This is a genomic window from Halorientalis marina, from assembly GCF_023028345.1.
In the GTDB taxonomy this organism is placed as follows: domain Archaea; phylum Halobacteriota; class Halobacteria; order Halobacteriales; family Haloarculaceae; genus Halorientalis; species Halorientalis marina.
The window spans coordinates 2,105,087-2,130,057 of the sequence record NZ_CP095487.1; the positions used below are offsets into that span (position 1 = coordinate 2,105,087).

Here is a 24,971-nt window from a genome sequence, read left to right on the forward strand (position 1 = left end):
ATGAGTCAGGACCGGGCGGAAACCGATCCGGACGACCGCACGGCGGGCGATCTCCGGAACACGGGGCTGTCGCTCAAACACGACCGCGAGTGGGACTACGAAATCGACCGCATCGTCGAGGCCGTCGACGAACGGGACGCCGAGACCGTCGGCCTCCAGTTCCCCGAGGGACTGAAGCGGCGGGCATCGAACGTCACCGACGACCTCCGCGAACACCTCCCCGAGGACGTCACCGTCATGACCTCGGGCCAGCCCTGCTACGGCGCCTGTGACCTCGATACCTTCCTCATGCGCCGGACGGACGTGTTCGTCCACTTCGGCCACTCGCCGATGAAGGAGTCGGAGAAGATCATCTACGTCCCGCTGTTCTCGAACGTCGACGTCGAGCCGATCATGCAGCAATCGCTCGACGACCTCGCGGACCCCGAGGACGACCCGGACGTGGGCCTCGTCACCACGGCCCAGCACATGAACAAGTTCGAGGAGATGCGCGCGTGGATGGAAGACCGCGGCTACGAGATCCACACCCGCCGTGGCGACGACCGCCTGACCCACGAGGGGCAGGTCCTCGGGTGTAACTACGCCAGCGCCGATGTCGACGCCGACCAGATCCTCTACGTCGGCGGCGGGAAGTTCCACCCGCTCGGCCTGGCGATGGAACACCCCGACAAGCACGTCGTCATCGCCGATCCCGTCAACAACGTCGTCACCATCGCCGATCCGGAGAAGTTCCTGAAACAGCGCTACGCGTCGGTTCACAAGGCCATGGACGCCGAACAGTGGGGCGTCATCTTCTGTACCAAGATCGGCCAGGGCCGCTGGGACCAGGCCCAGGAGATCGTCGAGGAAAACGAGGACGCCTACCTCGTCACGATGGACGAGATCACGCCCGACCGCCTCACCCAGTTCGGCTTCGACGCCTACGTCAACACCGGCTGTCCGCGCATCACGACCGACGACGGCCCGCAGTTCAAGAAACCGATGCTCACCCCAGGCGAGTACGAGATCGCCATCGGCGAGAAACCGCTCGACGAACTCTCCTTCGACACCTTCCACGGGACCTGGTGAGCGTCCCCCCGACGGGACGGTCGCTCGCCGGCCGTTTTCAGCCGTCGACCGCGACGTGGCGCTCCAGAAGCCGGGCGTTCCAGGCGTTTGCCTTCCAGACGGCGTCGAACAGGTCGCCGACCAGCGGGAGCGAGCCCACGACGAAATCGACGACGACGAGCAGCGTCATGAGGAAGAGAAGCGGGAACGAGGCGCCCGCGCGGGCGCCCTCGAAGACGACGTACATCGAGAGCAGGGCCGCGACCGCGTCACCGGCGACCGGAACGAGGCCGATCAGCGGGTCGAGACCGATCCGGTAGCCGAGAACCGGCACTTCGAAGGCCTCGTCCAGGAGGTAGCCGACGCGCCGAGCACGGTCGAGCGCGCGCCGTTTCCGTCGCTCGCTCGGCGATTCAGTCGTGTGGGCGTTCGTGGTCACGGTCGCCGGTACGGGCCCGGCGTTTAGAACGATTCCGCCAGTTCCGCGGCGAGCGCGTCGACCGCGTCGCCGGCGGCGTCGACCATGTCGACCATGTTGGCGAAGCCGTGGATCATGTCCTCGTAGTGGTGGGTGTGGACCTCGACACCGGCAGCCTCCAGTTTCGCGGCGTAGGCCTGCCCCTCGTCCCGGAGCGGGTCGAACCCCGCGGTGACGACCGAGGCCGGCGGGACCCCCGAGAGATCGGCGAGGATGGGCGCGAAGTACTCGTTACGGAGGTGAATCTCGTCGTCGACGTACTGTTCCATGAACCACTCCATCCCCTCGCGTTCGAGGAAGTAGCCCTCAGCGTTCTCCTCGTAGGAGTCGTACTCGCCGGTGACCGGGGAGTCGACGGCGGGGTAGATGAGGGTCTGGTGGGCCAGGTCCGGGCCGTCGCGGTCCTGCGTGACGAGCGTGACCGCGGCCGAGAGGTTTCCGCCGGCGGAGTCGCCGCCGACCGCGATTCGCGCTGGGTCGAGGTCCACGGCTGCACCGTGTTCGGCGACCCACTCGACGGCGAAGAAGGCGTCCTCGACCGCCGCGGGGAAGCGGTGTTCCGGCGCGAGGCGGTAGTCCACCGAGACGACGGCACACTCCGCGGCGTTGGTCAGCGCGCGACAGAGCGCGTCGTGTGTCTCCAGGCTCCCGAGGACGTAGCCGCCGCCGTGGAAGTAGACGAGTGTCGGGTGTGGCCCGTCCCCCTCGGGATAGTACACGCGGACCGGGAGCGACCCCTCGGGCCCCTCCGGCCCGCCGATATCGAAGTTCTCGACGTTTGCCACCTCCTCGCCGTCGCGCATCTGGGCCAGGGCTTCGAGTTGCTCGCGTGCGTCGTCGACCGCCACCGCGTACGTCGGCGGCACCGGCTGGTCGTCGAGCATCTGCAGAATCGTCCGTACCTGTGGATGGGGCTGGTCTGCCATACCCACCCATCGAATGGGAAGATGTTAACAGTATCCCTGGTTTCCTCTTACGCCGTTAACCAGAGGGGGCACGAACGACTACGGTATCGATACGAACGACGACCGGTATCGACCCGCCGTGCCAACCGTGCTATAACTGACAGACATTCACAAAGGTTTTTGAATGCGCGGAATGTATGCCCGATGAATGAACACGAGTCGCGGGCGGCCCCTGCAGTGGACGGGAGGGACGCGGTCGTGAGTACGAAAAGCGGCCTCACTCAGCGGCTGGCTATCGTCGCGGGGTTCGAGGACCCGACGGTGTCCCTGGAGCAGTACCGGACGCCGCCGGAACTGGCCGCACATCTCGTCCACACCGCCGACCTCCAGGGCGACATCGAGGACCGCACGGTCGTCGACCTGGGCTGTGGAACGGGGATGCTCGCGCTCGGGGCGGCACTGCGGGGGCCGACACGTGTCGTCGGACTCGACATCGATCCGGACCCGCTCGACACCGCGCTGGAGAACGAACGGAAAGTGGCCTCGACGACGAACGTCGAGTGGGTCCGCGGCGACGCGACCGACGCCCCTCTCCGACACGCCGAGCAGACGACGGTCGTCATGAACCCGCCGTTCGGCGCGCAGTCGGGCAACGAACACGCCGACCGGGCGTTCCTCGCGACGGCCGCCGCGGTCGCGGACGTGTCCTACTCGATCCACAACGCCGGTAGCAGGGAGTTCGTCGAGTCCTTCGCCGGCGACAACGGCGGCGAGGTCACCCACGCGTTCGGCGCGGAGTTCGAGCTTCCACGGCAGTTCGACCACCACGACGCCGACACGCAGGTCATCGACGCCGAAGTGTTCCGCATCGACTGGTAACAGTCCGGGGCGCCCCGCTCGTTCTCCCCAGTGGTTCGGCAACCGTGGACCTGCGGGTTCTCACTCCACTACCGATCGGTGAATCGTCGAATACGACCCTCGTCGGAACGGCCCGTGCGAGACGGACGGTCCGTATCGGCCGATGGCCCCGCTGTCGCGCCAACCAGTGAACGAATACCATTGTGTACCAGGCAGTAATGCTACCACAGGAGTCTACGTTACTTGTTAGCATGGATGTGATTCTGAACGAGGTCACATATACGGTCCACAAATGCGAGAAGAGCATGTCCTGGGCGGATTCGAATTTACAGACCGAATGTGGGATTCACCACCATCTGGCCCACGATAACCTCGAAATCACCACCGTCGAGGAATCAAACACTATGACGAGCGCCGATAAATGCGGTCGGTGTTTCGAGAACGAAGGCGGCTACTGAGACGTCCACCAGCTTCAGGAACTGTCGGTACTGTTTTGCGTTGGCGGAGCTGTAGCATTCGGGGTCTGAGCCGGGGGTTCTCACCCGTTCCCGCGCCCCGAGCTATCCGCGATCCTGACGCGCGTGCCGTCCCGGATGGCGAAGACCCGTCCCCCGGACCTGTTGAACGTCAGCCCGCCAGCGGTGACGTTCGACCCCTCGGTCGGGAGCGTCGTCTCGCCGAGGGTCTCGTTCCCGCCGTGGACGACCAGGTCGAACGCCTGCCGGGACGGCCGAACCGACACCCGGCGGCCCCCGACCCGTGGCTCCGCCGTCTTCGGGTCCGAGGTGAAGACGAGCCGGCGGTCGCCGTCGGGCGGGTTCAGGAACACCTTGTAGACGCTGCCGTTGCCGACCGGGTCCCACGCCTGTCGGTTCACGTCGACGGTCCGCCGCCAGCCGAGTCCCCCGACGGTGACCGACCCACTCCCCTGGAAGGCGAGCCGCGGTTTCGAGATGGCCGTTCGGAACACCTTCCGGCCTTCGTTGACGACGATCACCCCGCTCGTGTTCACCTGCGTCGTCTCGCCGAACGCCGTTATCGGAACGGCCGAGACGTACTGGTCCGGGACGTCTTCGGCGTAGGTTATCTCGTAGCCTCTGACCTGGACGCCGTCGCCGGTCGGGCCGCCGGAGACCGTCGCGAGGTTGATCGGAATCGCTGCGGCGGCCGTGGCGAGCGTGAGGGCGAGAAAGAGCCCGACTGCGGCCTCCCGCCCGTGGAGGTCGACCGTGACCGAGCGGTCGGTTCCCGGGAGGCCGACCGATTCGACGAGGAGGCCGTCGCCGGCCGTCACCGCGGCGGTGACGAGCGCCGCCAGCAGGAAGACCGCGACGACGCCCGCCCCCCGGAAGAGGACGTACGTGACGCCGCCGCGGTACCAGTACAGCGCCCAGAGCGACTGGCCGACGGCGAAGATCAGCGCGGCGAGCCAGAGTCGCCCCGGCGACGGCCGACGGTCCCGGCGTGTCACGTACAGCCAGCCGAGGGCGACGCCGAGGAAGAGACCGAGCGCGTGGCCCTGGATGGCGATGTTCGCCCACCAGGGCGTCCCGAACGACCGGCCGCCGCCGCTGGCTTCCGTCACCGGGTTCCGCAGGGCGGTGTAGAGGAGGTCGATGACGCCGCGGCCGGCCATCGCGACGACCGTCGCGATCGGGTACCGCACCAGGGCGAAGCCGGCGAACGCGAAGACGACGCCGGAGAACCCGATGACGGGACCCACCGCGAACAGCCCGGTGAGCAGGCCGACGACGAGGACCGCCGCCGGGACGGCGAGGACGCGGACGGCGGGGGACGCGAGCGGGGAGTCCGCAGAGACGGACTCCTCGGGATAGTGACCCCACGCGTATTCGACGAGGGGTGCGTATGCGAGCGTCGCGACGAGATTCCCCGTCAGGTGGCCGAGACCGTTGTGCGCGAACGGTGCCGTCACGATGCCGAGCGGGTAGAGGTACGACCACGCACGGAACGGGACGACGAGCGGGTCGTTCGGGTGCTGCCAGCCGCCCTGGAGGAGGAGATAGACGGCAAGGACGCCCAGACCGGTGAGGACGGTTCCCCAGGGGACGCCGAGGACGAATCGCTCGGTGAGAACCCGTCGCCAGCGGGCGTTCCAGCCGGTCAATCGAAGGAGGATTGCGACGGAAACGGCGACGCCGGCGAGAACGGCGAGCGGCCAGAGCGGCAGCCACGACGGGACCGACACGGGCGACGGCACCGGTGCCATGGCCGGATCCTCGGACGCCGCGGGTATGTCAGTTCCGGCTCACTCGACCGTCAGAACCGCGGGAGGTTCTCCAGTTCGCCCTCGGGCACGTCCTCGAAGGCCGCACGGGCGATGGAGCGTTTGTGAACCTCGTCGGCGCCGTCCACGATGCGGAACGCGCGGTTGGCCTCGTAGAAGTCCGCGATGGGCAGGTGCTTCGAGATGCCCGAGCCACCACAGGACTGCAGGGCGAGGTCGATGGTCTCCTGCACGACGTTCGCGGTGTAGTACTTCGACATGGCGACCTCGATGCGGGCCTCCTCGCCCTGGGAGATCTTCTCCGCGGCGTGACGGACCATCGTCCGCGCGGCGTGGAGCTGGGTCTCCTGTTCGGCGATCCGGAACCGCTGGGACTGCTTGTCCGACAGGGAGTCGCCGAAGGCGTCGCGCTCCTGCATGTACTCCTTCGCGATGCCGAGCGCGCGGGAGGCCATGCCCGAGAAGCGCATACAGTGAGTCAGGCGCGCGGGGCCGAGTCGCTGCTGTGCGATGGCGAAGCCGGCGTTCTCGGCACCGAGCAGGTTCTCCTCGGGCACGCGGACGTTGTCGTATCGGATCTCCGCGTGGCCCTCCGGAATGAGGTCCTGGCCGATGTGCGGGGTGGACTCGACGATCTCGACGCCGTCGGCGTCCGACGGGACGACGATGATGGACGTGCCCTCGTAGGGGTGGGCGTCCATGTCGGTGCGGGCCATCACGAGGAGGATGTCGGCCTCGTCGCCCTGCGTGGTCCACCACTTGTGGCCGTTGATGACCCACTCGTCGCCGTCTTTCTCGGCGGTGGTCTTCATCATCTTCGGGTCCGAGCCGGCGCCCGCCATCGGCTCGGTCATCGAGAAGCCCGAACGAATCTCGCTCTCGACCAGCGGATCGAGGAACCGCTCTTTCTGTTCCTCCGTGCCGACGAGTTCGAGGGTGTGCATGTTGCCCTCGTCGGGGGCGTCGACGCGCATCGCCATCGGCGCGAGCAGACACCGGCCGGCCTGCTCGAACAGGGGGAGGACGTCGCGGAAGTCCTCGCCCATGCCGCCGTGTTCCTCGTCGATCTGCGGACAGTAGATGTCGTACTCCTTGGCTTTCTCCTGGAGGTCCTCGATCACGTCCCAGCTCACGGGCCCCTGTCCCTGGTGTTCCCGCTCGACCGGGATGGCTTCGTTCTCCACGAACTCTCGTGCGCGGTCTTCGAGTTCGGACGCTCGCTGTGAATCCTCGTAGTCGACTACCATAGCCTTCCTTCGGAACACAACATTGTAAAACTCGTGGGTCGGCGATGCCGGCGGCGGTTCGGACGAACCCCCACTTATTCGTACCATGAGCGCGAATCGGTCTAACAATGTTAGCAGAAAAGACTATCGGCCGCGGGAGGGATCGCACGTGAGCGACACCAGCGACGAGTATTTCCGGCGAATCGTCGACGAGGACAAACTCGCGTCGTATCTCGAGGACCAACTCGGCACGGTCGAGGAGTACGACGTCCGCCGCCACCAGGAGGGACACTCGAACGAGACGCTGTTCGTGACCTGGGGCGAGCAGGAACTGGTCATCCGGCGGCCCCCGCCCGGCGAGACCGCGGACAACGCCCACGACGTGCTCAGGGAGTACAAGGTCGTCGACGCGCTCCAGGACACGAGCGTCGAGGTCCCGACGACCGTCGCGGCCTGTGACGACCACGACGTCATCGGCTCCGATTTCTACGTGATGGAGCGGACCGATGGCGACGTGATCCGCACCGAGCTCCCCGAGCGGTTCGAGACGCCCGAGCACCGCGAGGCCATCGGCGAGGAACTGGTCGACCGGCTGGCCGAAATTCACGAGGTCGACCACGAAGCCGTCGGCCTGGGCGAGTTCGGCTACCCCGAGGGGTTCACCCAGCGCCAGGTCAAACGCTGGAGCGAACAGCTCACGTGGGCCTTCTCCGTGACCGCGGAGGAACGGGAGGTCCCACAGCTGTACGACGTGATGGAGTGGCTCCAGGAGAACGCGCCCGAGGAGCATCCCCACACGCTCGTCCACGGCGACTACAAGCTCGACAACGTGATGTACGCCCCGGGGACTCCCCCCGAGATCAACGCCATCTTCGACTGGGAGATGTCGACGCTGGGCGACCCGCTGACCGACCTCGGCTGGATGCTGTCCTACTGGTGGGACGCGAAGGACCCGGACCCGCCGAACGCGACGACCTCGCTCAACGCCACGTTCATGAAGGGCGAGGACTACCTCACCCGCCGGGAACTGGTCGACCGCTACGAGGAACGAACCGGCATCGATTTCGAGAACGAGAAGTTCTACCGGACGCTGGCGGTCTACAAGCTCGCCGGCCTCGGCGAGATGTTCTTCCGCCGGTACCTGGAGGGCAACAGCGACGACCCGCTGTACCCCAAGATGGAGGAGGGCGTCCCCGCGCTCGCCGACCGCGCCGTGCGCATCATCGACGGCGAAGAACCGCTCTGAACCGCCCCGTTATTCGTTTCGATAACTCGCCCGGTACACCCTTGTAGGGACGTCGCCATAGTTCGGTATGGCTAGCGGACAGGGCGACGAACAGATTGGGGCAGTCGAGCGGCGCAGTCTCGAAGCGGTCTTCGACACCGCGGATTCGTTCGTCGGCCTGCTGGACCCGGACGGGGCCGTTCGCCGGGTGAACGAGGCGGTCCGGTCCTTCTCCGGCGTCGACCCGAAGACCTTCCTCGGCGAGCCGTTCTGGGAGGGGCCGTGGTTCGACCACGACGAGTCCCTCCAGGAGCGGATCGAAGCGGCCGTCGCGACGGCCCGGAGCGGCGAGACAGTCGAGTTCGACGCGACACACGTCAGCCCCGAGGGACGGGCGATAGACGTCGAGGGGACGATCCGGCCGGTCCGTGACGAGGACGGCACCGTGGAGACGCTCGTGGCACACGGGATCGACGTGACCGAGCAGAACCGTCGGCTCGAAGCCGTGCAGCGGAACCAGGCGCGTCTGGGCACCATCCTGGACAACGCGCCGCTGGCGCTGTTGGTCATCGAGCAGGACGGGACGGTCTCGGAGGCGAGGGGAGCAGCGTTCGGCGCCACCGACCTCGAACCCGACACCGCGGTCGGTCAGTCCGTTTTCGAGCTGTACGAGGATTTCCCGGAGATCACGGACAGCGTGAGCCGCGCGCTGGACGGGACAGCGACCGAGGCCGAACTCGACTTCGGGGGCAAGAAATTCCAGACGTATCTCGAACCGGTCCGGGACGAGGGGGGCGACGTGCAGGAGGTCATCGCCGTCGCCCAGAACGTGACCGAGCTGAAGACCCGGGAGCAGGAACTGCAGGCCTGGAAGGACCGTCTCCAGACCGTCATCGAGAACGCGCCGATGGTCGTGTTCTCCTACGACCCGGACGGGACGGTGACGATGTCACAGGGGAAGGGGCTGAGCGCCTACGGCCTCGAACCCGGCGAGCTCGTCGGACAGAATCTCTACGAGGCCTACGCCGACGACCCCGCCCTCCAGCGGGACGTGAAACGGGCCGCCGAAGGCGAGGACGTGACCTCGATCCAGGAACTCGACGACGTGGTATTCAAGATCTGGTTCCGCCCCATCGAGCGCGACGGCGAGGTCGAGCGCGTCATCGGCGTCACCATCGACATCACCCAGCAGAAACGCCAGGAGCGCCGAATAGAAGCGATGAGCGACGCCACGAACGACCTCATCGACGCCCGGTCGCCGGCCGCGGTCGGCCGGACCGTGATGGACATCGCCGGGGACGTACTGGACGAGCCGCTGTCCGGCATCTGGACGTGCGACGAAGACGCCGAGGTGCTCGAGCCGCTCGCGGCGACCGACAGCGTCCTCGACGCGATGGACGCGACGGACGCCACCGACGCACTCCCGACCATCGGCCCCGGAACGACCGAGATGTCCGTGTTGGAGGACGGATCGGTTCGCGTGGTCGATGACTACGCGGCGCTCGACGACCCCGCACAGCAGGACGCGCCGCTCGGGACCGTTGCGATGGTCCCGCTGGGCGAGTTCGGGATGTTGCACGTGGGCTCCGGTGCGGTCGAACCGTTCTCGGACGCGGACCTGAACCTCGTGCGAATCCTGGCCGGGAACGCCGAGGCGGCACTGGAGCGGGCCGAGCGCGAGCAGGAACTCGCGACCCACCGCCAGGAACTCGAACGCTCGAACGAGAGCCTGCAGCAGTTCGCGTACATCGCCTCCCACGACCTGCAGGAACCGCTGCGTATGGTGTCGAGCTACGTGGACCTGCTCGAAACGGAGTACGGTGAGGAGCTGGACGGCGAGGCCCGGGAGTACATGGACTTCGCGGTCGACGGCGCCGAGCGGATGCAGGCGATGATCGAGGCCCTGCTCGCGTACTCCCGCGTCCAGACACAGGGCGAGGAGTTCACGCGGACCGACACGGCGGCGGTCGTCGACGAGACCCGCCGCGACCTGAGCCTCCGCATCGAGGAGACCGGCGCCGAGGTGCGAGCGAGTCACCTCCCGACCGTCGAGGCCGACCGCACGCAGCTCGGACAGCTCTTCCAGAACCTGATCGAGAACGCTATCGATCACGCCTGCGACGGGATGCCGACGGTCGAAATCACCGCCCAGGAAGGCGACGAGAGCATCGAGTTCGCCGTGGCCGACGACGGCGTCGGCATCCCCGAGGCGGACCAGGAGCGGATTTTCGAGATATTCAAAAGCGGCCACCGCGGGAGCGAGGTGCCCGGCGGCACCGGGATCGGCCTCGCGGTCTGTGAACGGATCGTCCACCGGCACGGCGGCGACATCTGGGTCGATTCCGCGCCCGGCGACGGTGCCACGTTCCGGTTCACGATTCCGAAGACGACGGAGACGACACTACCATGATAGCGACTGACAGATGCCGACGGCGACGTACCGACCCGTGGGACCGGAGGGCGCTCTCGTGACCGACCAGCGGACCCAGCCCATCGAGATCCTGCTCGCCGAGGACAACCCCGGTGACGTGAAACTCACGAGGAAGGCCTTCGAGAACGGAAACGTGCTGAACAACCTCCACGTCGTCGAGGACGGCGTCGAGGCGATGAAGTTCCTCCGCCAGGAGGGCGAGTACACCGACGAACCGCGCCCGGACCTGGTCCTTCTGGACCTGAACATGCCCCGCAAGGACGGGAAGGAGGTCCTGGAAGACGTGAAATCGGACCCGGAACTGCGCCGGATTCCGGTGGTCGTCTTGACCAGTTCCTCGGCCGAGGAGGACGTGGTGAAGTCGTACGACCTCCACGCGAACGCCTACCTGACCAAACCGGTCGACTTCGGTGGCTTCATCGACGTGGTCGAGCGCATCGAGGACTTCTGGTTGACGGTCGTGAAGACGCCGTCGGAGTGACCGATGGGGTTCCAGCAGAACATCGAAGAGGTCCTCCTGATCGAGGACAATCCCGGCGACGCGAAGCTCCTCGAACTGACGTTCCGGGACGAGAGTTTCACCGGTCTCGTCAGCCCGGACGACATCACCCACGTCGAGTCGCTGGCTGCGGGCCGTGATGAACTGGCGGCGACGGACTATGACGTGGTCTTTCTCGACCTCGGGCTTCCCGACAGTTCCGGGCTGGAGACGCTCGACCGACTGATGGCCGACGAGCCGGAGACGCCGGTGATCGTGCTCACGGGACTCGACGACCAGGAACGGGCGATCCAGGCCATCCAGAGCGGGGCGCAGGACTACCTCGTCAAGGGGGAGATAACCGGCGACTCGCTGTCGCGGTCGCTTCGGTACGCCATCGAACGCCGCAAAGGGACCCGGGAACTGGAGCGGACGAAAGAGCGGATGGAGTTTTTCAACTCCATCCTCCGGCACGATATGCTCAACGGGCTGAACGTCATCAAGATGCGGGCGGAGATACTCGAAGAACGGCTGGACGGCGACGACGGCGAACAGGCCGAGACCATCGTCCACTGGAGCGACAACATCATCGACCTCACGGCGAAGGTCCGCTCGACGCTGGACACGCTGACCGCCGACGACGAACCGGAACTGGAGGCGATGGCGCTCGGGCCGCTCGTTGAGGCCGAAGCCGAGCGCGTCCGCGGAAAAGCCGACGACGTCAGTATCGACATCGAGGTCCCGGAGGTGACGGTGCTGGCCGACGACCTCCTGAGCGACGTGCTGGGGAACATCTTGACCAACGCGGTCGAACACGGCGGCGCGAGCGGTGGTGGCCCCGGTACCGACGCGGACGCGTCGGCCGACCCGGGCGTCAGCATCGAGGTCCGCGCTGAGCGGACGGACTCGACCGTCAGAATTTCTATCGCGGACGACGGGCCGGGATACCCGGAGAGCGCACGCGAGCGGGTCTTCGAGCGAGGAGAGACTGGTACGCAGTCGACCGGGACCGGCTTCGGCCTCTACTTCGTCGGCGCGATGGTCGATACCTACGGCGGGTCGGTGGAGATCGGGGACAGCGAGGCAGGCGGCGCGAAAGTCGTCCTCGAACTCGCGGCGGCGTGAGACGACTCACCCCACTCGTCCGGTTCGCCGCCTCGATTCACCACCAACGTTCTTGATTTGCCGTGCAGTACGACCGACCGTGACGCTCCTGCGGTCGTTCACTGTACTCGACGTGATCTTCCTGGCAGCAGTGGCCGGTTTCGTCATCGCGAGCGGGAGCAGACGCGTCGGAACGTGGCGCTATGGACCGGCCATAACAGCCGCCGCGTGGCTTCTGTTCGGAGGCTTCTGGACGGCGACTGGGGTCGACTATCTCGCGACCGGGCGCTCCTTCCTGGGCGTCGTCAGCGTGGTCGCGGCCGGGGTAGCCGTCTACGGCGGGTCGCTCGTCGCCCGCCACCGACAGGTCGGCTGGCGCCTGACGAGGGCGTTCGCAGTCATGGGGTTGCTGTTCGTTCCGTTTCAGTTTCTCCTCCCGGTGTATGGGGCCGGACTGTCGCTGGTCGCGGGGCACACGGGCGCACTCCTCTCTGCGCTCGGATTCTCACCCGTCTTCGCACACGGCGCCGGCGGGGCTGCGAACCTGGTGCTGTTCGAGGGACGGCCGCCCACGCACGGAATCAGAATCGTCTCGGCCTGTACGGGAATCAGCGGGATCGCGTTGTTCGTCGGTCTCATCGCTGCGACCGACGCGCCGGTCCGTCGACGGCTGGTCGCGTGTCTCCCTGTCGGTGTCGCGATCTACGTGTTGAACCTCGTTCGGACGGCGTTCGTGGCGGGCGCGCTCGCTGGTCGATGGTTCGCCGATGTCGGCACCTGGGTCTTCGGTGCCGCCGATCCGGCCCTCGCGTCCTACTACGTCGCGGAGTACGTGATCGCACAGGCACTGGTCGTCCTCGTCCTCCTCGGCGTGTACCTGGCCGTGAGCAGGTGGCTCCCCGAACTCGGTAGCTTCGTCGGCGGCATCGTCTCGTCGCTGGAACGTGACATGCAGCCCATCGTTCAGCGCCGATAGAAACGGCGCAGGCCAGCCCCGAGGAGAACCGCAACCAGCACTGCGACGGCGCCGAAGCCCGGGACGGGTTGGGGTTGGCCGGACTTCGTGAGTGTCGCGCTCGCGCCGTCGTCGTCGGTCACTCTGAGGGTGACATCGCCGGTGGCGGTGCCGAAAGTTCCCGTGGTGTATACCGGATCTGTCGTATTCCCCTCGAAGTTCCCGTCCCCGTCGGTATCCCACTCGTAGTAGGCTATCGAGCCGTCCGGGTCGGTCGACGCGCTCGCGTCGTACTCGATACCGAAAGATATCGTGGTCGACGAGAACGACGGCTCCGGGGGTTGGTTCGGCGGGCCACGGAGCGTCACCCGGCGCTCGAACACGGGCGCGCCGGAGGGCGTGTGGAATACCTTGACGACGGCACTCCCGGTCGGGTACGCCCCCCCGAAGACCCGGCGCTCGCCGACCGAGAAGGAGCCCGGGTCACCGCCGACGTGGACGCCGTCCATGACGCTCCGCCGGAACGTCTCGCCGGACTCGTTGCGGACGACCAGTCGCAGGTCCGGCGGGTCGACCGGGTCGCCGTAGGCGTGGGTCAACACCAACCCGTCCCGGGACTCGCTCACCTCGAACTCCATGGTGGGTGCCGACCTCGTGTCCTCGAGGATCGGGAAGACGAGAATGACGACCAGTACGGTGACGGAGATCGCGAGTCCGGCCAGTAACAGCGTTCCGGTGACTTCCGACTGAGCACGTCCGCTGAGTGACACTACCCGGTGAGTCGTGAGCCGGCAAATAGTGTTTTTTGTGCGTTTCGGTCGTCGAGACGGCTCAGTCCGGACGCTCCAGCCGGAAGCGGTCGCTCGTTCTCGCGTACCAGTTCCCCGCCAGTCGCCCGACGGCGTCGACTCGCTCCACGTCGAGGTTCCCCTCGTCGGTCGTCAGTGCGTCGTCGACGTGGGCGAGGACGATCTCGCCGAGCACCATCGTCGACGCGCCCACCTCGACGTGGTCGTACAGTTCACACTCGAAGGTTATTTCGGCGGCGGCGACGCGGGGCGGCGTCACCTTCTCGGACGGCGCCCGTTCGAGGCCGGCGTGGTCGAACTCGCTCTCGTCGGGCGGGAGCGTCGCGCTCGTCTCGTTCATCGCCTCGGCGAGCGGTTCGGTGACGACGTTGACGACGAACTCGCCGGTCTCGACGGCGTTGCGCGCGGTGTCTTTCGGGCCGTCGGCGGTGTTCGCCGGCGCGAACATGAGTATCGGTGGCTGCACGGTGACGACGTTGAAGAAACTGTAGGGCGCGAGGTTGTCGACGCCGTCCTCACTCGTCGTGGAAATCCAGCCGACGGGTCGGGGCACGACCGCGCCGGTCATCGTCCGGTACAGCGACCGCTCGTAGGTATCGGGGTCGATCTTCACTGTCGGGTCGCTCCGTTGCTGTCGGTGTCATGGCTGGCGTCGCGAGTAGCGGTGGGTGGGGAACGCACGGCCGACCCTTGGAGGGGGGCCTAGAAGAGTCCGACGCCCACGGCGTAGGGCCAGGCGGTGGTGCCCAGCGCGAGGAAGGCCAGCGCGGCCCCGAACATGGTGACGTTCTTGAGGAACTGCGTCATCTCGCTCTGCTGGTCCTCCTCGGGTGCGGCCCAGAAGTCGTGCATGACGGGCGTCGTCGCGAGCAGGAACACGGCGACTGCACCGGCACCGACGACGGGGTAGACCCCCGCGGCGATGGAGAGGCCGCCGAACAGCAACATCCCGCCGCTGGAGGGGACGGCGAGACCGGCCGCCGGGACGCCCTTGGCTTTCGCGTAGGGGACCATCTGCCCGGTGTTCACGAAGTGGTTGACGCCCATGAACGCCACGACGAGGCCGAACGCGAGGCGCGCGATGAGGAAGGCGATTCCGGCGCCCGCGGACTCGAAGGCCATCAGGCGCTCATCCCCGCGAGAGCCGTCGGTGGCACAGTACGGCGGTCGCCGACAGGTAGTTCCACACTGATACTCGGTTGCAATTGGATACTCAGTTTCATTGCGTTACCTGGTACGAATGCGAACCTATATATCCCTTCCCGGACATACCTGATACCAGGTAACACCGATGTCTGCCGACGCCAACCCCGACGCCTGTCCCATCGTCGAATCGCTCGAACAGATCGGCTCGCAGTGGCGGCTGATCGTCCTCCACGACCTCCAGGAGGGCGAGAAGCGGTTCAACGAACTGAAGCGGTCGACGGAGGCCAGCTCGCGGACGCTCTCCCGCGTACTGGACGACTTGGAGGAGATGGGCTTCGTCGCCCGGCGGCTGGAGGAGGACGCGCCGGTCGCGTCGTACTACCGGCTCACCTCGAAGGGGGAATCGCTGTGTCCGGTCTTCGACGAGATCGAGGACTGGGCCGACGACTGGCTCGGGGACGCCGCCGTCGAAGACCCAGAGGGTCAGCCCGTCCGACCGGCGTCACAGTAGGCCGACCGACGGACACAAGCGCGGGGGGTGCGAACGGCCAGTCATGTCCAGCGACATCCAGATGATCGTCGCCTACATCCGACCGTCGAAGCTCGACGACGTGAAGCAGGCCCTGGCTGGGGCGGGCGCGCCGTCACTGACCGTCTCGAACGTTCGCGGGCGCGGGAATCAGCCGGCCGAGAAAGGGCAGTGGCGCGGCGAGGAGTACGTGGTCGACCTGCACGAGAAGGTCAAAATCGAGTGCGTCGTCGCCGACATCCCGGTCGACGACGTGGTCGACGCGATCAGCGACACGGGCTACACGGGCGAGCCGGGCGACGGGAAGGTGTTCGTTCTCGACGTCGCGCAGGCCCACCAGATCAGGACCGGGAAGGAAGGCCCCGACGCGGTCTGACGGTGCCGGGTGGGACGACACGCAAGTGGTTTTACATCGGTCGCGTCCCTAGGAGGGGTGCCTATGGGACGTAAACGAGGCAAGCACGCGAAACGGGGCGCAGCGACCGGAGCGACCGTGGGTGCCGTCGCCGGTAGCCCGCTCGGCCCGTTCGGGGCCGGCGTCGGTGCCGGGTTCGGCGGCGCCGTCGGCTATCTCGCCGGCGACGCTCGCGACAAGGTGGAGTCGAAGCTCTGTCCCGGCCGGTGAGTCGACGAGTGAGTCAGTCGTGGCTGTCGGGGTAGGCCCGCGCCAGCAGATCGGGCTGTGCGTTCAGCCGCTCGCGGATGGGGTCGATGACGTCGGAGATGTATTCGCCGGCGGCGGGCTTGAGATCCGCCGGGTGGAGGTCACCGCCGACGAAGCCCGTCTCCAGTTCCTCGTAGGACTCGAAGACGATGTCGCCGCCGTACTCGTCGGGGCGCTCGACGACGAAATCCTCACCGCGGTCGTCCAGGATCGGGAAGACGAGATAGCGGAGGTACTCCAGGACACCGTTGTCCTCGACCTCGCCCTGGGGGCAGTACGCGCCCTCGATCTTTTCGACCACATCGTCGGGCTCGTCGGTGAGGTTCACTTTCGAGCCGGCGTCGGAGGCGCTCATCTTGCCGCCGGAGAGGCCCGACAGCAGGGGGGCGAACAGACAGACCGGCGCGTCGTGGCCGTGGTCGGGGAGGAGTTCGCGGCCGAGCATGTAGATGCCGCGCTGGTCGATGCCGCCGTAGGCGATGTCGGCGTCGAGGGCCTTCACGTCGAGGCTCTGCATCAGCGAGTAGACGAGGCCGCCGAGGTTCGGGCTCTCGCTCTCGCGGACGACCTCGCTGCCGGCGCGCTGGGCACGGGCGACGGTCGTCTCCGCGGCCATCCGGTACATATCGAGGGTGTACTCCTCGTCGAGCTGGAACTCCCGGCCGCGGACGAAGGTCACGTCGTCCGGGTCGGCGCCGGTCGCTTCGAGCATCCCCCGAATCGCCTCCTCGTAGTACTCGCTGCGGGCGTCGAGCAGGTCCCAGGGGCTCTTCTCGCTGTCGAGGTGGGCGTGCAGGTCGGCGATGAGGACGGTCACGTCGAGGTCGGCCCGGACGAAGTCGGCGAGCTTGCGGATGGTCGTGAAGTGACCGATGTGCATCTCGCCGGTCGGCGCGTAGCCGATGTAGGCCGACGGCGACTCCTCGGCGAGCAGTTCCTCGAGTTCGTCCTCGGTCACGACCTCCTCGGTGTAGCGCCTGACGAGGCGTGTCCGCTCGGCGGCGTCCATACCCGAGGTTCCCGGTGCCGGCGATTAAAACCTTGTCAGTCCGTCCGGCGTGGTCCCGCTGGACCGGACGCCCCGCCGAAACGGACAGGCACAAGCCGGGCCGACCCCTAGCGGGGGTATGTACACGGGAAAGACGGAGAAGCCCTGTTGTCTGTGCGGGAACCCTGACACCGTGTCCCGGATCGATATCCCGCCGCGTGCCGTCCAACTGCTCGACAAGAGCGGCCCCATCGCGTGGCAGGACATCGTCGGTGAGGTCTCGATCTACTTCTGTGAAAGCGACTGGGAGACCGTCACCGATCTCGTGCTCGATGCCGGGATGAGCCCGCTCTCGCGGTGTAACGCCGCCCGTGCCGACTTCGACCTCCGGGAGGACTTCGAGGCGTTGCTCAACGACGTGCGCGACGAACCAGACCAGCAGCCGCTGGAAACGGAGATGCGCGAAGAGAGCGAGCAGGTCATCGCGGAGTACGAGTCCGACGACCACATCGAGGTCCGCGACCTCGTCGAAGCCCGGGTCGTCACGTGGGCGCTGGACGACCTCGCGGCCGAGGCCTGACGGGACGGCCCCTGTCACAGGACCGACGAGGGCCTGCGCAGGACGACGATGCAGGCGATCACGGCGGCCGCGGCCAGGGCGGCAAGCGTCGTCCCTTCGACCGGGACTCCGGCCGTGGTCGTCACCGCCGAGAGGAAAGTAAACGTGAGAAACACCGGGAGGACGAAGGCGACGGCGTAGAGCCAGGGCGTCCCGGCCAGGCGTGCGAGCCTGCCGGCGCCGAGTTCGTACTCCTCGAGTGCGTCCCGGCCGAGGACCCAGCCGTCGAACAGCAGGAAGCCGACGAGGCCGGCGGTGAGTGCGAGGTTCGCTATCGTGTCCGCGAGCAGGGCGAACGCCGACGGCGAGAGCGCGGCGACGGTGCCGGTCGCGAGGAACCCGCTGCCGACGAGCGCGGTCGACCGTCCCCGGGAGACCCCGTACTCGTCGACCAGGAAGGCGACGGGGACTTCGAGCAGGCTGATCGCCGAGGAGAGCGCGGCGAGAGCGATGACGGCGAAGAAAGCTATCCCGATGACGCGGCCGTAGGGCAGGCTCGCGAACGAACCGGCGAGGCTGATGAACAGGGCACCGGGGCCACCACTCCCGGGCGCGACGTCGAGCGCGAAGAGGACCGGGAAGATCGACAGGCCGGCGAGGAGGCCGATGCCGGTGTTGAGTCCGGCGATGATCGTTCCGTCCGCCGCGAGCGAGCGGTCCTCGTCGAGATAGGAGGCGTAGGTGACCATCACGCCCGCACCGACCGAGAGGGTGAACAGGGCCTGGCCGGCGGCCGCCGCGAGCACGTCGAGGAAGTTCTCCCGGAGGTAGGCCACGTCGAGCGCGAGATAGAAATCGTAGCCGGCCCCCGCGCCGGGGAGCGTGGCCGCCCAGGCCGCGAGACCGACCAGCACGACGACGATGGCCGGCACCATCACCGTCGTCGCGAGTTCGATCCCGCGGTCCACGCCGGCGTAGACGACCGCGGCCGTCACGGCGAGAAAGAGGACGTGAAAGCCGACGGCACCGAGTCCGTGGTCGATGGCGGCGAAGTACTGGGCGGGCGCGTCGAAGTACGCGCCGGTCGCGCTCCCGACGAGATAGCGGACGATCCACCCGCCGACGACGGTGTAGAAACTGAGCACGACCACGGACGCCAGCAACGGGACGGCGCCGAGCGCCCGCCAGTTGCGGCCGGCCAGCGCCTCGAACGCGCCGACCGTGCTCGTGCGCGCCCGGCGACCGATGACCAGTTCACCGAGGAGCCCCGGCACGCCAACGAGGACGATCACCGCGAGATACAACACGAGGAACGCGGCCCCGCCGTTCTCGGCGGTGAGCCACGGGAACCGCCAGACGTTCCCGAGACCGACCGCACTGCCGACGGCGGCCAGAATGAAGCCGATCCGGGTGCGCCACGAAGCTCTCGTCATCGCCGAAGTCTGCCAGTCGACAGTGAAAAGACTGACGAGACGGGTCAGAACGGCGCGAACGCGGCCGGGTCGGAGCCGAGAAAGAGGTCCTGGAAACCGAGTACGAGCGTGAGCAGGACCCCCGCCGGGACGACGAGGCGGAGGACCCACAACCAGAGCGGGCCGAACCGCGAAAGGTCACCTGCTCCCTCGCGGAGTTCGTCGACGGCGTCCGCGGCGAGAACCCAGCCGACGAAGACGACCATCGCCAGGACCGACAGCGGGAGAAAGAGGCTGTACGCGAAGGTGTCGAACCAGGTGAGCCACGCCGTGTCCATCGCCGACGGAAGGCCGAGGACGAACAGCCCGACCCCGACGCCGAGGGCGAGTTTCGGCCGGGAGTAGCCGTAGTTGTCGGTCACGTACGCGACGGAGACTTCGAGCAGGCTGATCGCCGAGGAGAGCGCGGCGATGAGGACGACGGCGAAAAAGAGGACCCCGAGAACGCGGCCGAAGGGCAACTGTGCGAAGCCGCTGGCGGTGGCGACGAACAGCGCCGACGCGCCGCCTTCCGCGCCCGGCTGGATGCCGTTCGCGAAGAGGATGGGGAAGACGACGAGGCCGGCGAGTACGCCGATGAGGGTGTTGGTGACGACGATGACGCCCCCGTCGAACGGGAGGTCGTCGTCCTCGTCGATGTACGAGGAGTAGGTGAGCATGATAGCCATCCCCAGCGAGAGCGTGAAGAAGGCCTGGCCGACGGCGAAGGGAACGACGCTGCCCGCGTTGGCGAGCATCACGTCGAGGTCGGGCGAGAGGAAGTAGCCGTAGCCGGCCATCGCGCCGTCGAGCGTGGTCACCCACGCCGCGAGGACGATCATCAGGATGACGATACTCGGGACCATCAGTTTGGTCGCCTTCTCGATGCCGTCCTCGATGCCGAGGGCGACGATGCCGACGGCGACGGACAGAAAGAGGAATTGGGCGAGGACCGCCTCGGGGCCGGACGAGACCGCCCCGAAGTAGGCGGCCGGGTCGCCGAAGTACGCGCCGGTGGCGCTCCCGAGGATGTACCGCATGACCCAGCCGCCGACGACGTTGTAGTACGAGAGGATCCAGAAGCCGGTCGCGACGCCGACGACGCCGATGAACCGCCACTCGCGGTGGCCGAGACGCTCGAAGGCGTCGATGGCGTTGATGTGCGTCCGGCGCCCGACGACGAACTCGGCCAGCAGCGCCGGGAAGCCCACGAGCAATACGGCCACGAGGTAGAAGACGACGAAGCCCGCGCCGCCGTTGGCGGCGGTCTTGAACGGGAACTGCCAGAGGTTCCCCAGTCCGACCGCGCTGCCGATGGCCGCGACGAGAAAGCCGACACGCGTCGCCCAGGTTTCGCGTTCGGTCATACCACCGCCGGGGTACCGCAGCCCGGGGCATAACCCCTGCGAAACGACCCGCCGGGGAGTGCACAACGTCGGCGGAGAGTGGGCGTTCCTGTCCGTTCGAAGCCCGCGGACGGCGCCGCCGGCCGACCGGTGAATACACCTACGCCTCGCCGTAGACGGGCACCGCGGCACCGCTCGTGACCCCCGTCGCCTCCGAGCAGAGCGCGAGGACGGTGTCGGCGATGTCGGCGGGGTCGACCCACGACTCGTGGTCGGCATCGGGCATCATCTCCCGGTTCATCGGCGTGTCGATTACGGACGGCATGACCGCGTTCGCCCGGACGGTGCCCCGGTTCTCCTCGGCGACGGTCTCGGTCAGGCGACGCACGCCGGCCTTCGAGGCGCGGTAGATGCCGTCGCCCTCGCCGCCCTCCAGCGAGGACCGCGAGGAGACCGAGACGATGGCGCCCTCGGCCTCCTGGAGGTGTGGGAGGGCGTGTTTCGAGGCCAGGAACATCGTCTTGAGGTTGACGTCGAAGAGGAAATCGAAGGTGTCCTCGTCGGTCTCGTGGAGCGGGTCCCCCCCACGCCACGTGCCCGCGACGTTACAGAGCGCGTCGAGGCGACCGTGTTCGTCGATCACGGTGTCGACGACGCGTTCGACGTCCCCCTCGTCGGTGAAATCGCCCTGGTGGTAGCAGACGCGGTCGGGGTCGAGGCCGAAGTCCTCGCTCTCGGGACCGACCACGTCCGCGCCGCACACCTGTGCGCCGGCGTCGTCGAACGCTTTCACGACCGCGCTCCCGAGCGATCCGCCCGCGCCGGTGACCAGTACCACCCTGTCGTCGAAGTCGAACTCGACTGGCATACTCACATCCCGGGCCTGCTGGCGCATAAACGTACGTCACACGAACGGGTCGAACCGGGCCGTGTCGCTCCGTCCCCCGGGCGGGGGCGAAACGGGGGAAAATCATTTCTCGACACGGGGTGGAGTACGACCGTGCGCTGTATCGCCCATCGCGGCTTCGCTGAGACGTACCCGGAGAACACGGTCGCGGCCGTTCGCGGCGCGCTGGACGACACTGGGCACGTCGAGATCGACGTGCGGCGGTGTGGTTCGGGCGATCTCGTCGTCATTCACGACGAACGGGTCGACCGCGTGACCGACGAGAGCGGACCGGTAGCCGACTTCTCCCGCGCGGAACTGGACGCGCTGGACGTGCTCGACTCCGGCGAAGGCGTCCCCGCGCTCGAAGCGGTGTTCGAGGCCGCGCCCGACGCCGAGTTCGTCCTCGAACTCAAGGAGTCGGGGCTGGCCGCCGACGCGCTCGACCTCGCCGACGACCTCGACGTCTCCGTCACCGTCTCGGCGTTCGATATCGAGGTACTCGAGTCCGCGGCGGCGGTCGGTGACGCCCCGCTCGCGTACCTCGTCACCGACGGCGAGGCGCGGACGGGCCTGGAGACGGCGGCAGCCCTCGACTGCGCCGCTATCCACCCACACTGGACGGCCTGTGTCGACGAGTTCGTCGCCGAGGCACACGAGCGGGACCTCCAGGTCAACGCCTGGACGGTGCCGTCGCGTCGCGACGCGAGCGCCCTCGAATACGTCGGCGTCGACGGCCTCATCGTCGACCGGCCCGAGGTCGTCTCGGAGCGCGAGTAAGTCGGTCCGCGGAAGTGATCGGTGCCCCGACCGGCGGTCGCCGGCCGCCGTCAGAGCCCGCCCACGTTCTGCCGGAGCTTGATCGTGGCCGTCATGAGTGCCGTCGCGGTCATGATGACGAACACGACCTGGACGTGGCGGACGATTGCCACGTCGAGGCCCGCGAGAGTCGCGAGGTCGACGACGAGCACGAGCACGCCGAAGGTCGTCACCGGCAGGAGGTGTCTGAGCAGGGAGTCGATCATCGTCCCCTGGACCGAGGCGTCACCGAGCTGGCGGTGGCCGTAGGTCAGCCCGTATCCGGAAACGACGAGCGCGCCGATCCCTTCGACGACGGTCGACGCGACCCCGGAGCCGACGACGACGGCGGTGACGACGGCCCCGGTCGCGCCGACGGCGAACCCGGTGTCGATGGCGCGGTGGCGGCCCGTCGCCGCGGCGCCGCCGTCGGGCGAGGCCGTCGCGTTGGCCCACACCTCCCGCATCGTCAGCGAGACGAGCAACAGGAACCCGAGGAGGACGCCGTCCCGGAACGGCGTGGCGATGGCCGTCGGTTGCGTGACCGCAGTCGCCGCCTCGACGACGCCCAGCAGACCGTAGACCGCGGCCGTCGCGCCGACGAGCGTCAGGTACGTCCAGAGCCGCTCCTGGCTCTCGATGCCGACGGCACGGCGGTTGAGGTAGGCGTAGAGCCCGAAGCGCACGCCCAGCACGGCCATGAGGCTGAAAGCGATGAAGAAGACGAACGCGAGACCGGCGTCCGTGGCGAACACGGACTGGACGGGCACCGCGGTCATGCGTCGTCACCGAGTCCCCTGTTGAGGTCCGCGACGAGGTCCGTCACGGCCTCGTAGCGAGCCAGTTTCTGTTTCGCCGTCGCCTTCGCGACGAGCTCGTCGACCCACGAGGGCACCTCCGGGTTGACCTCGCTCGGCGGCGGCGGCCGCGCGGAGAGGACGCCCGTGCGGACCTCCTCGTACGTGCCCCGGAAGGGTGCGCGGCCCGTGACGAGGTAGTACAGCACCGCGCCGAGGTGATACACGTCAGTGGAGTGGTCGACGGTTCCGTACTTCCGGTCGAAGTACTCCGGTGCCGCGAACCGTGGGTCGAGGTAGTCCGACGGCTCCCGGAAGGAGCGGACGGCGTCGAGCAGGCCGACGTTCGTGAGCAACGGGGCGGGCCGGTCGGCCATCGTCGTCCCGGGATAGACCACGTTGTAGGGGTCGATTCCGGTGTGGACGACGCCGCGCCCGTGCGTGTGAGCGACGGCTTCGGCCAGGCGGAGCGCGTTCCAGAGGCCGTCCGTGTAGCTGAGGTCGACCCGGTCGTAGAGCGTCTCGTCGGCGTACTCGGTCGCGATCCAGAGCCCCGGCTGCTCGCCCCAGTCGTAGAGGGTCGCCACGAGATCGTGGTCGTCGACGGCCGCCCACTCGGCGAGTGCGTCGCCGACGGCCGCGACGAAGGCGTCGCCGTCCTCCTCGGGCACCGCGAACGTCCGGACTGCGATACCCTCCGCCTCGCCCCCGGCGACCGCGCGAGTCCGGTAGATCGTCGTGTAGCGCCCCTCCGTGGGCGGCGCGACGAGGTGGAGTTCGTCGAACCGGCTCTCCGCGGCGATGCGGTCGAGCCCGACGGCCGTCGCCGCTCGCTCCAGCGCCTCGGCCCGGTCCCGTCGCTTGGCGGCCTCGCTGTCCGCCTCGTCGTCGTCGGCGTCGCCGCTGGTCAGGGCTTCGACGAGCGCGTCGGGGTCCACGTCGCGTTCCTCGACCGGCGGGCCGCCGACGGCTTCGCCCTCCTCGCGGTAGATACGCCGGGGACCCGCCCCGCCCTCACCGGGGACTTGCGTCCGGCCGATGTCGCGGTTCGTCTCGGACTGGCCGTAGTAGTTGCTCCGGGCGAACCCGCGTGATATCTCGACGTGTCTGGTCCGTTCCTCGCGTTCCGCCGCGGCGTCGGCGATGCTGAGGAGGACCTCCCGGACCCGGTCGGGGTAGCGCTGTCTGAGATACGCGAGCGCGTGTCGTGTCTCCAGGTTCTCCGCGTCGTCTGCCAGCCTGTCGACGAGCCGCCAGGTGAGCGGCTCCACCGTCTCGGGGACCGCATCCGCGACGAGACAGACGCCGAACGCGGCCTGAAGTCGCGTCCGGCGGTCGCCGGCGTCGAGCGCGCTCAGCAGGGCCGGGAGTGCCCCCTCAGACCCCTCCGCATCGACCAACACGTCGCTCACGACCGCCGCCACGTCCGCTCGTCCGTCGGAACCACGCGCTGTCATCGGCCCGCTCTCTACACCCCCCTTCGAAACGGGCCGTTATGTGGGTTTTGCCGGTTTCCCCGTGCCGAACCCGGGTTTCCGTGACCAGCGTTTATATCGGCCCCCCGTCATGGTGGGGGTATGGAGATCAACGACGACCACATCCCTGAAGAGCAGTTCGCCGAGTGTCTCGCCGCAATGCCACAGCCCTGTGTCGAAATCGTCGTCGACGGACCGGACGGCGGCGTCCTGCTGGTCAAGCGAACTAACCGGCCGGCCCAGTGGGAGTGGTTCTGGCCCGGCGCCCGCCTCTACAGGGGCGAGGAACTCCGGCCCGCCGCTCGCCGCATCGCCCGCGAGGAACTCGGGATTCAGGTCGGCGTCCGCGAACTGCTCGGCGCACAGTCCCACTTCTGGGAGGAGTCGTCGGTCGAGGGGCTGGACGACCGCCACACCGTCAACGTCGTCTTCCACGTCGAACCGGTCGACGAGGACCCCGAAATAGAACTCGACGACCAGCACAGCGACTATCGGTTCCTGCAGGAACCCGAGCGCGGCCTCCAGGAGTACGTTCAGGCCTACATCGACGATTACGACCTGCTCGACTGAC

Annotated in this window: 26 protein-coding genes; 13 read left to right on the top strand and 13 right to left on the bottom strand. The window is 67.7% G+C overall.

From position 1 onward, the window contains the following. Window positions 1–1,068 carry a diphthamide biosynthesis enzyme Dph2 gene (gene dph2 / locus MUG96_RS10685; protein WP_246982526.1) on the top strand — a complete coding sequence of 356 codons (1,068 nt, stop codon included), beginning with the start codon at window positions 1–3 and terminating at the stop codon, window positions 1,066–1,068. A 37-nt stretch (window positions 1,069–1,105) separates the two neighbouring features. Here dph2 and MUG96_RS10690 read toward each other — a convergent pair whose 3' ends face one another. Both MUG96_RS10690 and lipP1 read right to left on the bottom strand, forming a co-directional pair. Continuing rightward, on the bottom strand, window positions 1,106–1,486 hold the full coding sequence (locus MUG96_RS10690) for a DUF4112 domain-containing protein (RefSeq protein WP_246982529.1): 381 nt from the start codon (window positions 1,484–1,486) through the stop codon (window positions 1,106–1,108). Between the two features lie 23 nt (window positions 1,487–1,509). After that, window positions 1,510–2,451: a LipP1 family hormone-sensitive lipase gene (lipP1, locus tag MUG96_RS10695; RefSeq protein ID WP_246982530.1), complete on the bottom strand. Its 942-nt coding sequence runs from the start codon at window positions 2,449–2,451 to the stop codon at window positions 1,510–1,512. Window positions 2,452–2,688: 237 nt separating this feature from the next. Here lipP1 and MUG96_RS10700 point away from each other — a divergent pair, with 237 nt between their 5' ends. Continuing rightward, the gene (locus MUG96_RS10700; protein WP_246988671.1) at window positions 2,689–3,309 is read left to right on the top strand and encodes an METTL5 family protein; all 621 of its coding nucleotides are present in this window, start codon (window positions 2,689–2,691) and stop codon (window positions 3,307–3,309) included. A gap of 517 nt (window positions 3,310–3,826) precedes the next feature. On the opposite strand, the gene MUG96_RS10705 is transcribed toward MUG96_RS10700, so the two are convergent. Both MUG96_RS10705 and MUG96_RS10710 read right to left on the bottom strand, forming a co-directional pair. Beyond that, window positions 3,827–5,515 (bottom strand): rhomboid family intramembrane serine protease, encoded by a 1,689-nt coding sequence (locus tag MUG96_RS10705; RefSeq protein ID WP_246982531.1) that lies wholly within the window; start codon window positions 5,513–5,515, stop codon window positions 3,827–3,829. A gap of 50 nt (window positions 5,516–5,565) precedes the next feature. Further along, window positions 5,566–6,780 (bottom strand): acyl-CoA dehydrogenase family protein, encoded by a 1,215-nt coding sequence (locus MUG96_RS10710; RefSeq protein WP_246982532.1) that lies wholly within the window; start codon window positions 6,778–6,780, stop codon window positions 5,566–5,568. A gap of 148 nt (window positions 6,781–6,928) precedes the next feature. Here MUG96_RS10710 and MUG96_RS10715 point away from each other — a divergent pair, with 148 nt between their 5' ends. The 5 genes from MUG96_RS10715 (at window position 6,929) to artA (ending at window position 12,973) form a co-directional block, all read left to right on the top strand. Continuing rightward, on the top strand, window positions 6,929–8,005 hold the full coding sequence (locus MUG96_RS10715) for a phosphotransferase family protein (RefSeq protein WP_246982533.1): 1,077 nt from the start codon (window positions 6,929–6,931) through the stop codon (window positions 8,003–8,005). A 67-nt stretch (window positions 8,006–8,072) separates the two neighbouring features. Continuing rightward, window positions 8,073–10,394 (top strand): PAS domain-containing protein, encoded by a 2,322-nt coding sequence (locus MUG96_RS10720; protein ID WP_246982534.1) that lies wholly within the window; start codon window positions 8,073–8,075, stop codon window positions 10,392–10,394. 13 nt (window positions 10,395–10,407) lie between these two features. After that, window positions 10,408–10,896, top strand: coding sequence for a response regulator (locus tag MUG96_RS10725; RefSeq protein WP_246982535.1), 489 nt, complete (start codon window positions 10,408–10,410; stop codon window positions 10,894–10,896). Window positions 10,897–10,899: 3 nt separating this feature from the next. Beyond that, the gene (locus tag MUG96_RS10730; protein ID WP_246982536.1) at window positions 10,900–12,018 is read left to right on the top strand and encodes a hybrid sensor histidine kinase/response regulator; all 1,119 of its coding nucleotides are present in this window, start codon (window positions 10,900–10,902) and stop codon (window positions 12,016–12,018) included. A gap of 79 nt (window positions 12,019–12,097) precedes the next feature. Continuing rightward, window positions 12,098–12,973, top strand: coding sequence for an archaeosortase A (gene artA, locus MUG96_RS10735; protein WP_246982537.1), 876 nt, complete (start codon window positions 12,098–12,100; stop codon window positions 12,971–12,973). Here the strand turns inward: artA and MUG96_RS10740 are convergent. The 3 genes from MUG96_RS10740 to MUG96_RS10750 all read right to left on the bottom strand — a co-directional run bounded on the left by MUG96_RS10740 (window position 12,961) and on the right by MUG96_RS10750 (window position 14,883). Beyond that, on the bottom strand, window positions 12,961–13,722 hold the full coding sequence (locus tag MUG96_RS10740; RefSeq protein ID WP_246982544.1) for a PKD domain-containing protein: 762 nt from the start codon (window positions 13,720–13,722) through the stop codon (window positions 12,961–12,963). The genes artA and MUG96_RS10740 overlap by 13 nt on opposite strands. Before the next feature lie 61 nt (window positions 13,723–13,783). Beyond that, the gene (locus MUG96_RS10745) at window positions 13,784–14,329 is read right to left on the bottom strand and encodes a flavin reductase family protein (RefSeq protein WP_246988673.1); all 546 of its coding nucleotides are present in this window, start codon (window positions 14,327–14,329) and stop codon (window positions 13,784–13,786) included. A gap of 134 nt (window positions 14,330–14,463) precedes the next feature. Beyond that, entirely contained in the window at window positions 14,464–14,883 is a 420-nt protein-coding gene (locus MUG96_RS10750; RefSeq protein ID WP_246982546.1) for a DoxX family protein, read from the bottom strand. A 169-nt stretch (window positions 14,884–15,052) separates the two neighbouring features. On the opposite strand from MUG96_RS10750, the gene MUG96_RS10755 reads away from it, so the two are divergent. The 3 genes from MUG96_RS10755 (at window position 15,053) to MUG96_RS10765 (ending at window position 16,061) form a co-directional block, all read left to right on the top strand. Next, on the top strand, window positions 15,053–15,418 hold the full coding sequence (locus MUG96_RS10755; RefSeq protein ID WP_246982547.1) for a winged helix-turn-helix transcriptional regulator: 366 nt from the start codon (window positions 15,053–15,055) through the stop codon (window positions 15,416–15,418). A gap of 43 nt (window positions 15,419–15,461) precedes the next feature. Beyond that, entirely contained in the window at window positions 15,462–15,812 is a 351-nt protein-coding gene (gene glnK1 / locus MUG96_RS10760) for a nitrogen regulatory protein GlnK1 (protein WP_246982548.1), read from the top strand. A 63-nt stretch (window positions 15,813–15,875) separates the two neighbouring features. Then, window positions 15,876–16,061: a glycine zipper domain-containing protein gene (locus MUG96_RS10765; protein ID WP_246982549.1), complete on the top strand. Its 186-nt coding sequence runs from the start codon at window positions 15,876–15,878 to the stop codon at window positions 16,059–16,061. A gap of 13 nt (window positions 16,062–16,074) precedes the next feature. Here the strand turns inward: MUG96_RS10765 and MUG96_RS10770 are convergent, their stop codons facing one another. Continuing rightward, on the bottom strand, window positions 16,075–17,109 hold the full coding sequence (locus MUG96_RS10770) for a tyrosine--tRNA ligase (RefSeq protein WP_246982550.1): 1,035 nt from the start codon (window positions 17,107–17,109) through the stop codon (window positions 16,075–16,077). Between the two features lie 118 nt (window positions 17,110–17,227). Here MUG96_RS10770 and MUG96_RS10775 point away from each other — a divergent pair, with 118 nt between their 5' ends. Further along, entirely contained in the window at window positions 17,228–17,668 is a 441-nt protein-coding gene (locus tag MUG96_RS10775; RefSeq protein ID WP_246982551.1) for a DUF7960 family protein, read from the top strand. A gap of 14 nt (window positions 17,669–17,682) precedes the next feature. On the opposite strand, the gene MUG96_RS10780 is transcribed toward MUG96_RS10775, so the two are convergent. From MUG96_RS10780 to MUG96_RS10790, 3 genes are all read right to left on the bottom strand, one after another. Further along, the gene (locus MUG96_RS10780) at window positions 17,683–19,080 is read right to left on the bottom strand and encodes a sodium-dependent transporter (protein WP_246982558.1); all 1,398 of its coding nucleotides are present in this window, start codon (window positions 19,078–19,080) and stop codon (window positions 17,683–17,685) included. A gap of 44 nt (window positions 19,081–19,124) precedes the next feature. Then, window positions 19,125–20,465 carry a sodium-dependent transporter gene (locus MUG96_RS10785; RefSeq protein WP_246982560.1) on the bottom strand — a complete coding sequence of 447 codons (1,341 nt, stop codon included), beginning with the start codon at window positions 20,463–20,465 and terminating at the stop codon, window positions 19,125–19,127. Window positions 20,466–20,604: 139 nt separating this feature from the next. Further along, on the bottom strand, window positions 20,605–21,312 hold the full coding sequence (locus tag MUG96_RS10790; RefSeq protein WP_246982562.1) for an SDR family NAD(P)-dependent oxidoreductase: 708 nt from the start codon (window positions 21,310–21,312) through the stop codon (window positions 20,605–20,607). 132 nt (window positions 21,313–21,444) lie between these two features. Between MUG96_RS10790 and MUG96_RS10795 the strand changes: the two genes are divergently transcribed. Continuing rightward, entirely contained in the window at window positions 21,445–22,110 is a 666-nt protein-coding gene (locus MUG96_RS10795; RefSeq protein WP_246982564.1) for a glycerophosphodiester phosphodiesterase, read from the top strand. A gap of 50 nt (window positions 22,111–22,160) precedes the next feature. Here the strand turns inward: MUG96_RS10795 and MUG96_RS10800 are convergent, their stop codons facing one another. Together MUG96_RS10800 and MUG96_RS10805 are read right to left on the bottom strand one after the other, a co-directional pair. Then, window positions 22,161–22,907: a hypothetical protein gene (locus tag MUG96_RS10800; protein ID WP_246982566.1), complete on the bottom strand. Its 747-nt coding sequence runs from the start codon at window positions 22,905–22,907 to the stop codon at window positions 22,161–22,163. After that, window positions 22,904–24,382 carry a protein kinase domain-containing protein gene (locus MUG96_RS10805; RefSeq protein WP_246982570.1) on the bottom strand — a complete coding sequence of 493 codons (1,479 nt, stop codon included), beginning with the start codon at window positions 24,380–24,382 and terminating at the stop codon, window positions 22,904–22,906. The genes MUG96_RS10800 and MUG96_RS10805 overlap by 4 nt, the downstream gene beginning before the upstream one ends. Window positions 24,383–24,502: 120 nt before the next feature. On the opposite strand from MUG96_RS10805, the gene MUG96_RS10810 reads away from it, so the two are divergent. Beyond that, window positions 24,503–24,970 carry an NUDIX domain-containing protein gene (locus MUG96_RS10810; protein ID WP_246982571.1) on the top strand — a complete coding sequence of 156 codons (468 nt, stop codon included), beginning with the start codon at window positions 24,503–24,505 and terminating at the stop codon, window positions 24,968–24,970. Window position 24,971: the final 1 nt, after the last annotated feature.

Coding starts and splice junctions, on each gene's coding strand:
- dph2 (WP_246982526.1), top strand. CDS start 1: ATGAGTCAGGACCGGGCGGAAACCGATCCGGACGACCGCACGGCGGGC.
- MUG96_RS10770 (WP_246982550.1), bottom strand. CDS start 17,109: ATGGACGCCGCCGAGCGGACACGCCTCGTCAGGCGCTACACCGAGGAG.
- MUG96_RS10705 (WP_246982531.1), bottom strand. CDS start 5,515: ATGGCACCGGTGCCGTCGCCCGTGTCGGTCCCGTCGTGGCTGCCGCTC.
- MUG96_RS10810 (WP_246982571.1), top strand. CDS start 24,503: ATGGAGATCAACGACGACCACATCCCTGAAGAGCAGTTCGCCGAGTGT.
- MUG96_RS10800 (WP_246982566.1), bottom strand. CDS start 22,907: ATGACCGCGGTGCCCGTCCAGTCCGTGTTCGCCACGGACGCCGGTCTC.
- MUG96_RS10710 (WP_246982532.1), bottom strand. CDS start 6,780: ATGGTAGTCGACTACGAGGATTCACAGCGAGCGTCCGAACTCGAAGAC.
- MUG96_RS10720 (WP_246982534.1), top strand. CDS start 8,073: ATGGCTAGCGGACAGGGCGACGAACAGATTGGGGCAGTCGAGCGGCGC.
- MUG96_RS10775 (WP_246982551.1), top strand. CDS start 17,228: ATGTACACGGGAAAGACGGAGAAGCCCTGTTGTCTGTGCGGGAACCCT.
- MUG96_RS10725 (WP_246982535.1), top strand. CDS start 10,408: ATGCCGACGGCGACGTACCGACCCGTGGGACCGGAGGGCGCTCTCGTG.
- MUG96_RS10780 (WP_246982558.1), bottom strand. CDS start 19,080: ATGACGAGAGCTTCGTGGCGCACCCGGATCGGCTTCATTCTGGCCGCC.
- lipP1 (WP_246982530.1), bottom strand. CDS start 2,451: ATGGCAGACCAGCCCCATCCACAGGTACGGACGATTCTGCAGATGCTC.
- MUG96_RS10785 (WP_246982560.1), bottom strand. CDS start 20,465: ATGACCGAACGCGAAACCTGGGCGACGCGTGTCGGCTTTCTCGTCGCG.
- MUG96_RS10755 (WP_246982547.1), top strand. CDS start 15,053: ATGTCTGCCGACGCCAACCCCGACGCCTGTCCCATCGTCGAATCGCTC.
- MUG96_RS10730 (WP_246982536.1), top strand. CDS start 10,900: ATGGGGTTCCAGCAGAACATCGAAGAGGTCCTCCTGATCGAGGACAAT.
- glnK1 (WP_246982548.1), top strand. CDS start 15,462: ATGTCCAGCGACATCCAGATGATCGTCGCCTACATCCGACCGTCGAAG.
- MUG96_RS10790 (WP_246982562.1), bottom strand. CDS start 21,312: ATGCCAGTCGAGTTCGACTTCGACGACAGGGTGGTACTGGTCACCGGC.
- MUG96_RS10765 (WP_246982549.1), top strand. CDS start 15,876: ATGGGACGTAAACGAGGCAAGCACGCGAAACGGGGCGCAGCGACCGGA.
- MUG96_RS10750 (WP_246982546.1), bottom strand. CDS start 14,883: ATGGCCTTCGAGTCCGCGGGCGCCGGAATCGCCTTCCTCATCGCGCGC.
- MUG96_RS10805 (WP_246982570.1), bottom strand. CDS start 24,382: ATGACAGCGCGTGGTTCCGACGGACGAGCGGACGTGGCGGCGGTCGTG.
- MUG96_RS10745 (WP_246988673.1), bottom strand. CDS start 14,329: ATGACCGGCGCGGTCGTGCCCCGACCCGTCGGCTGGATTTCCACGACG.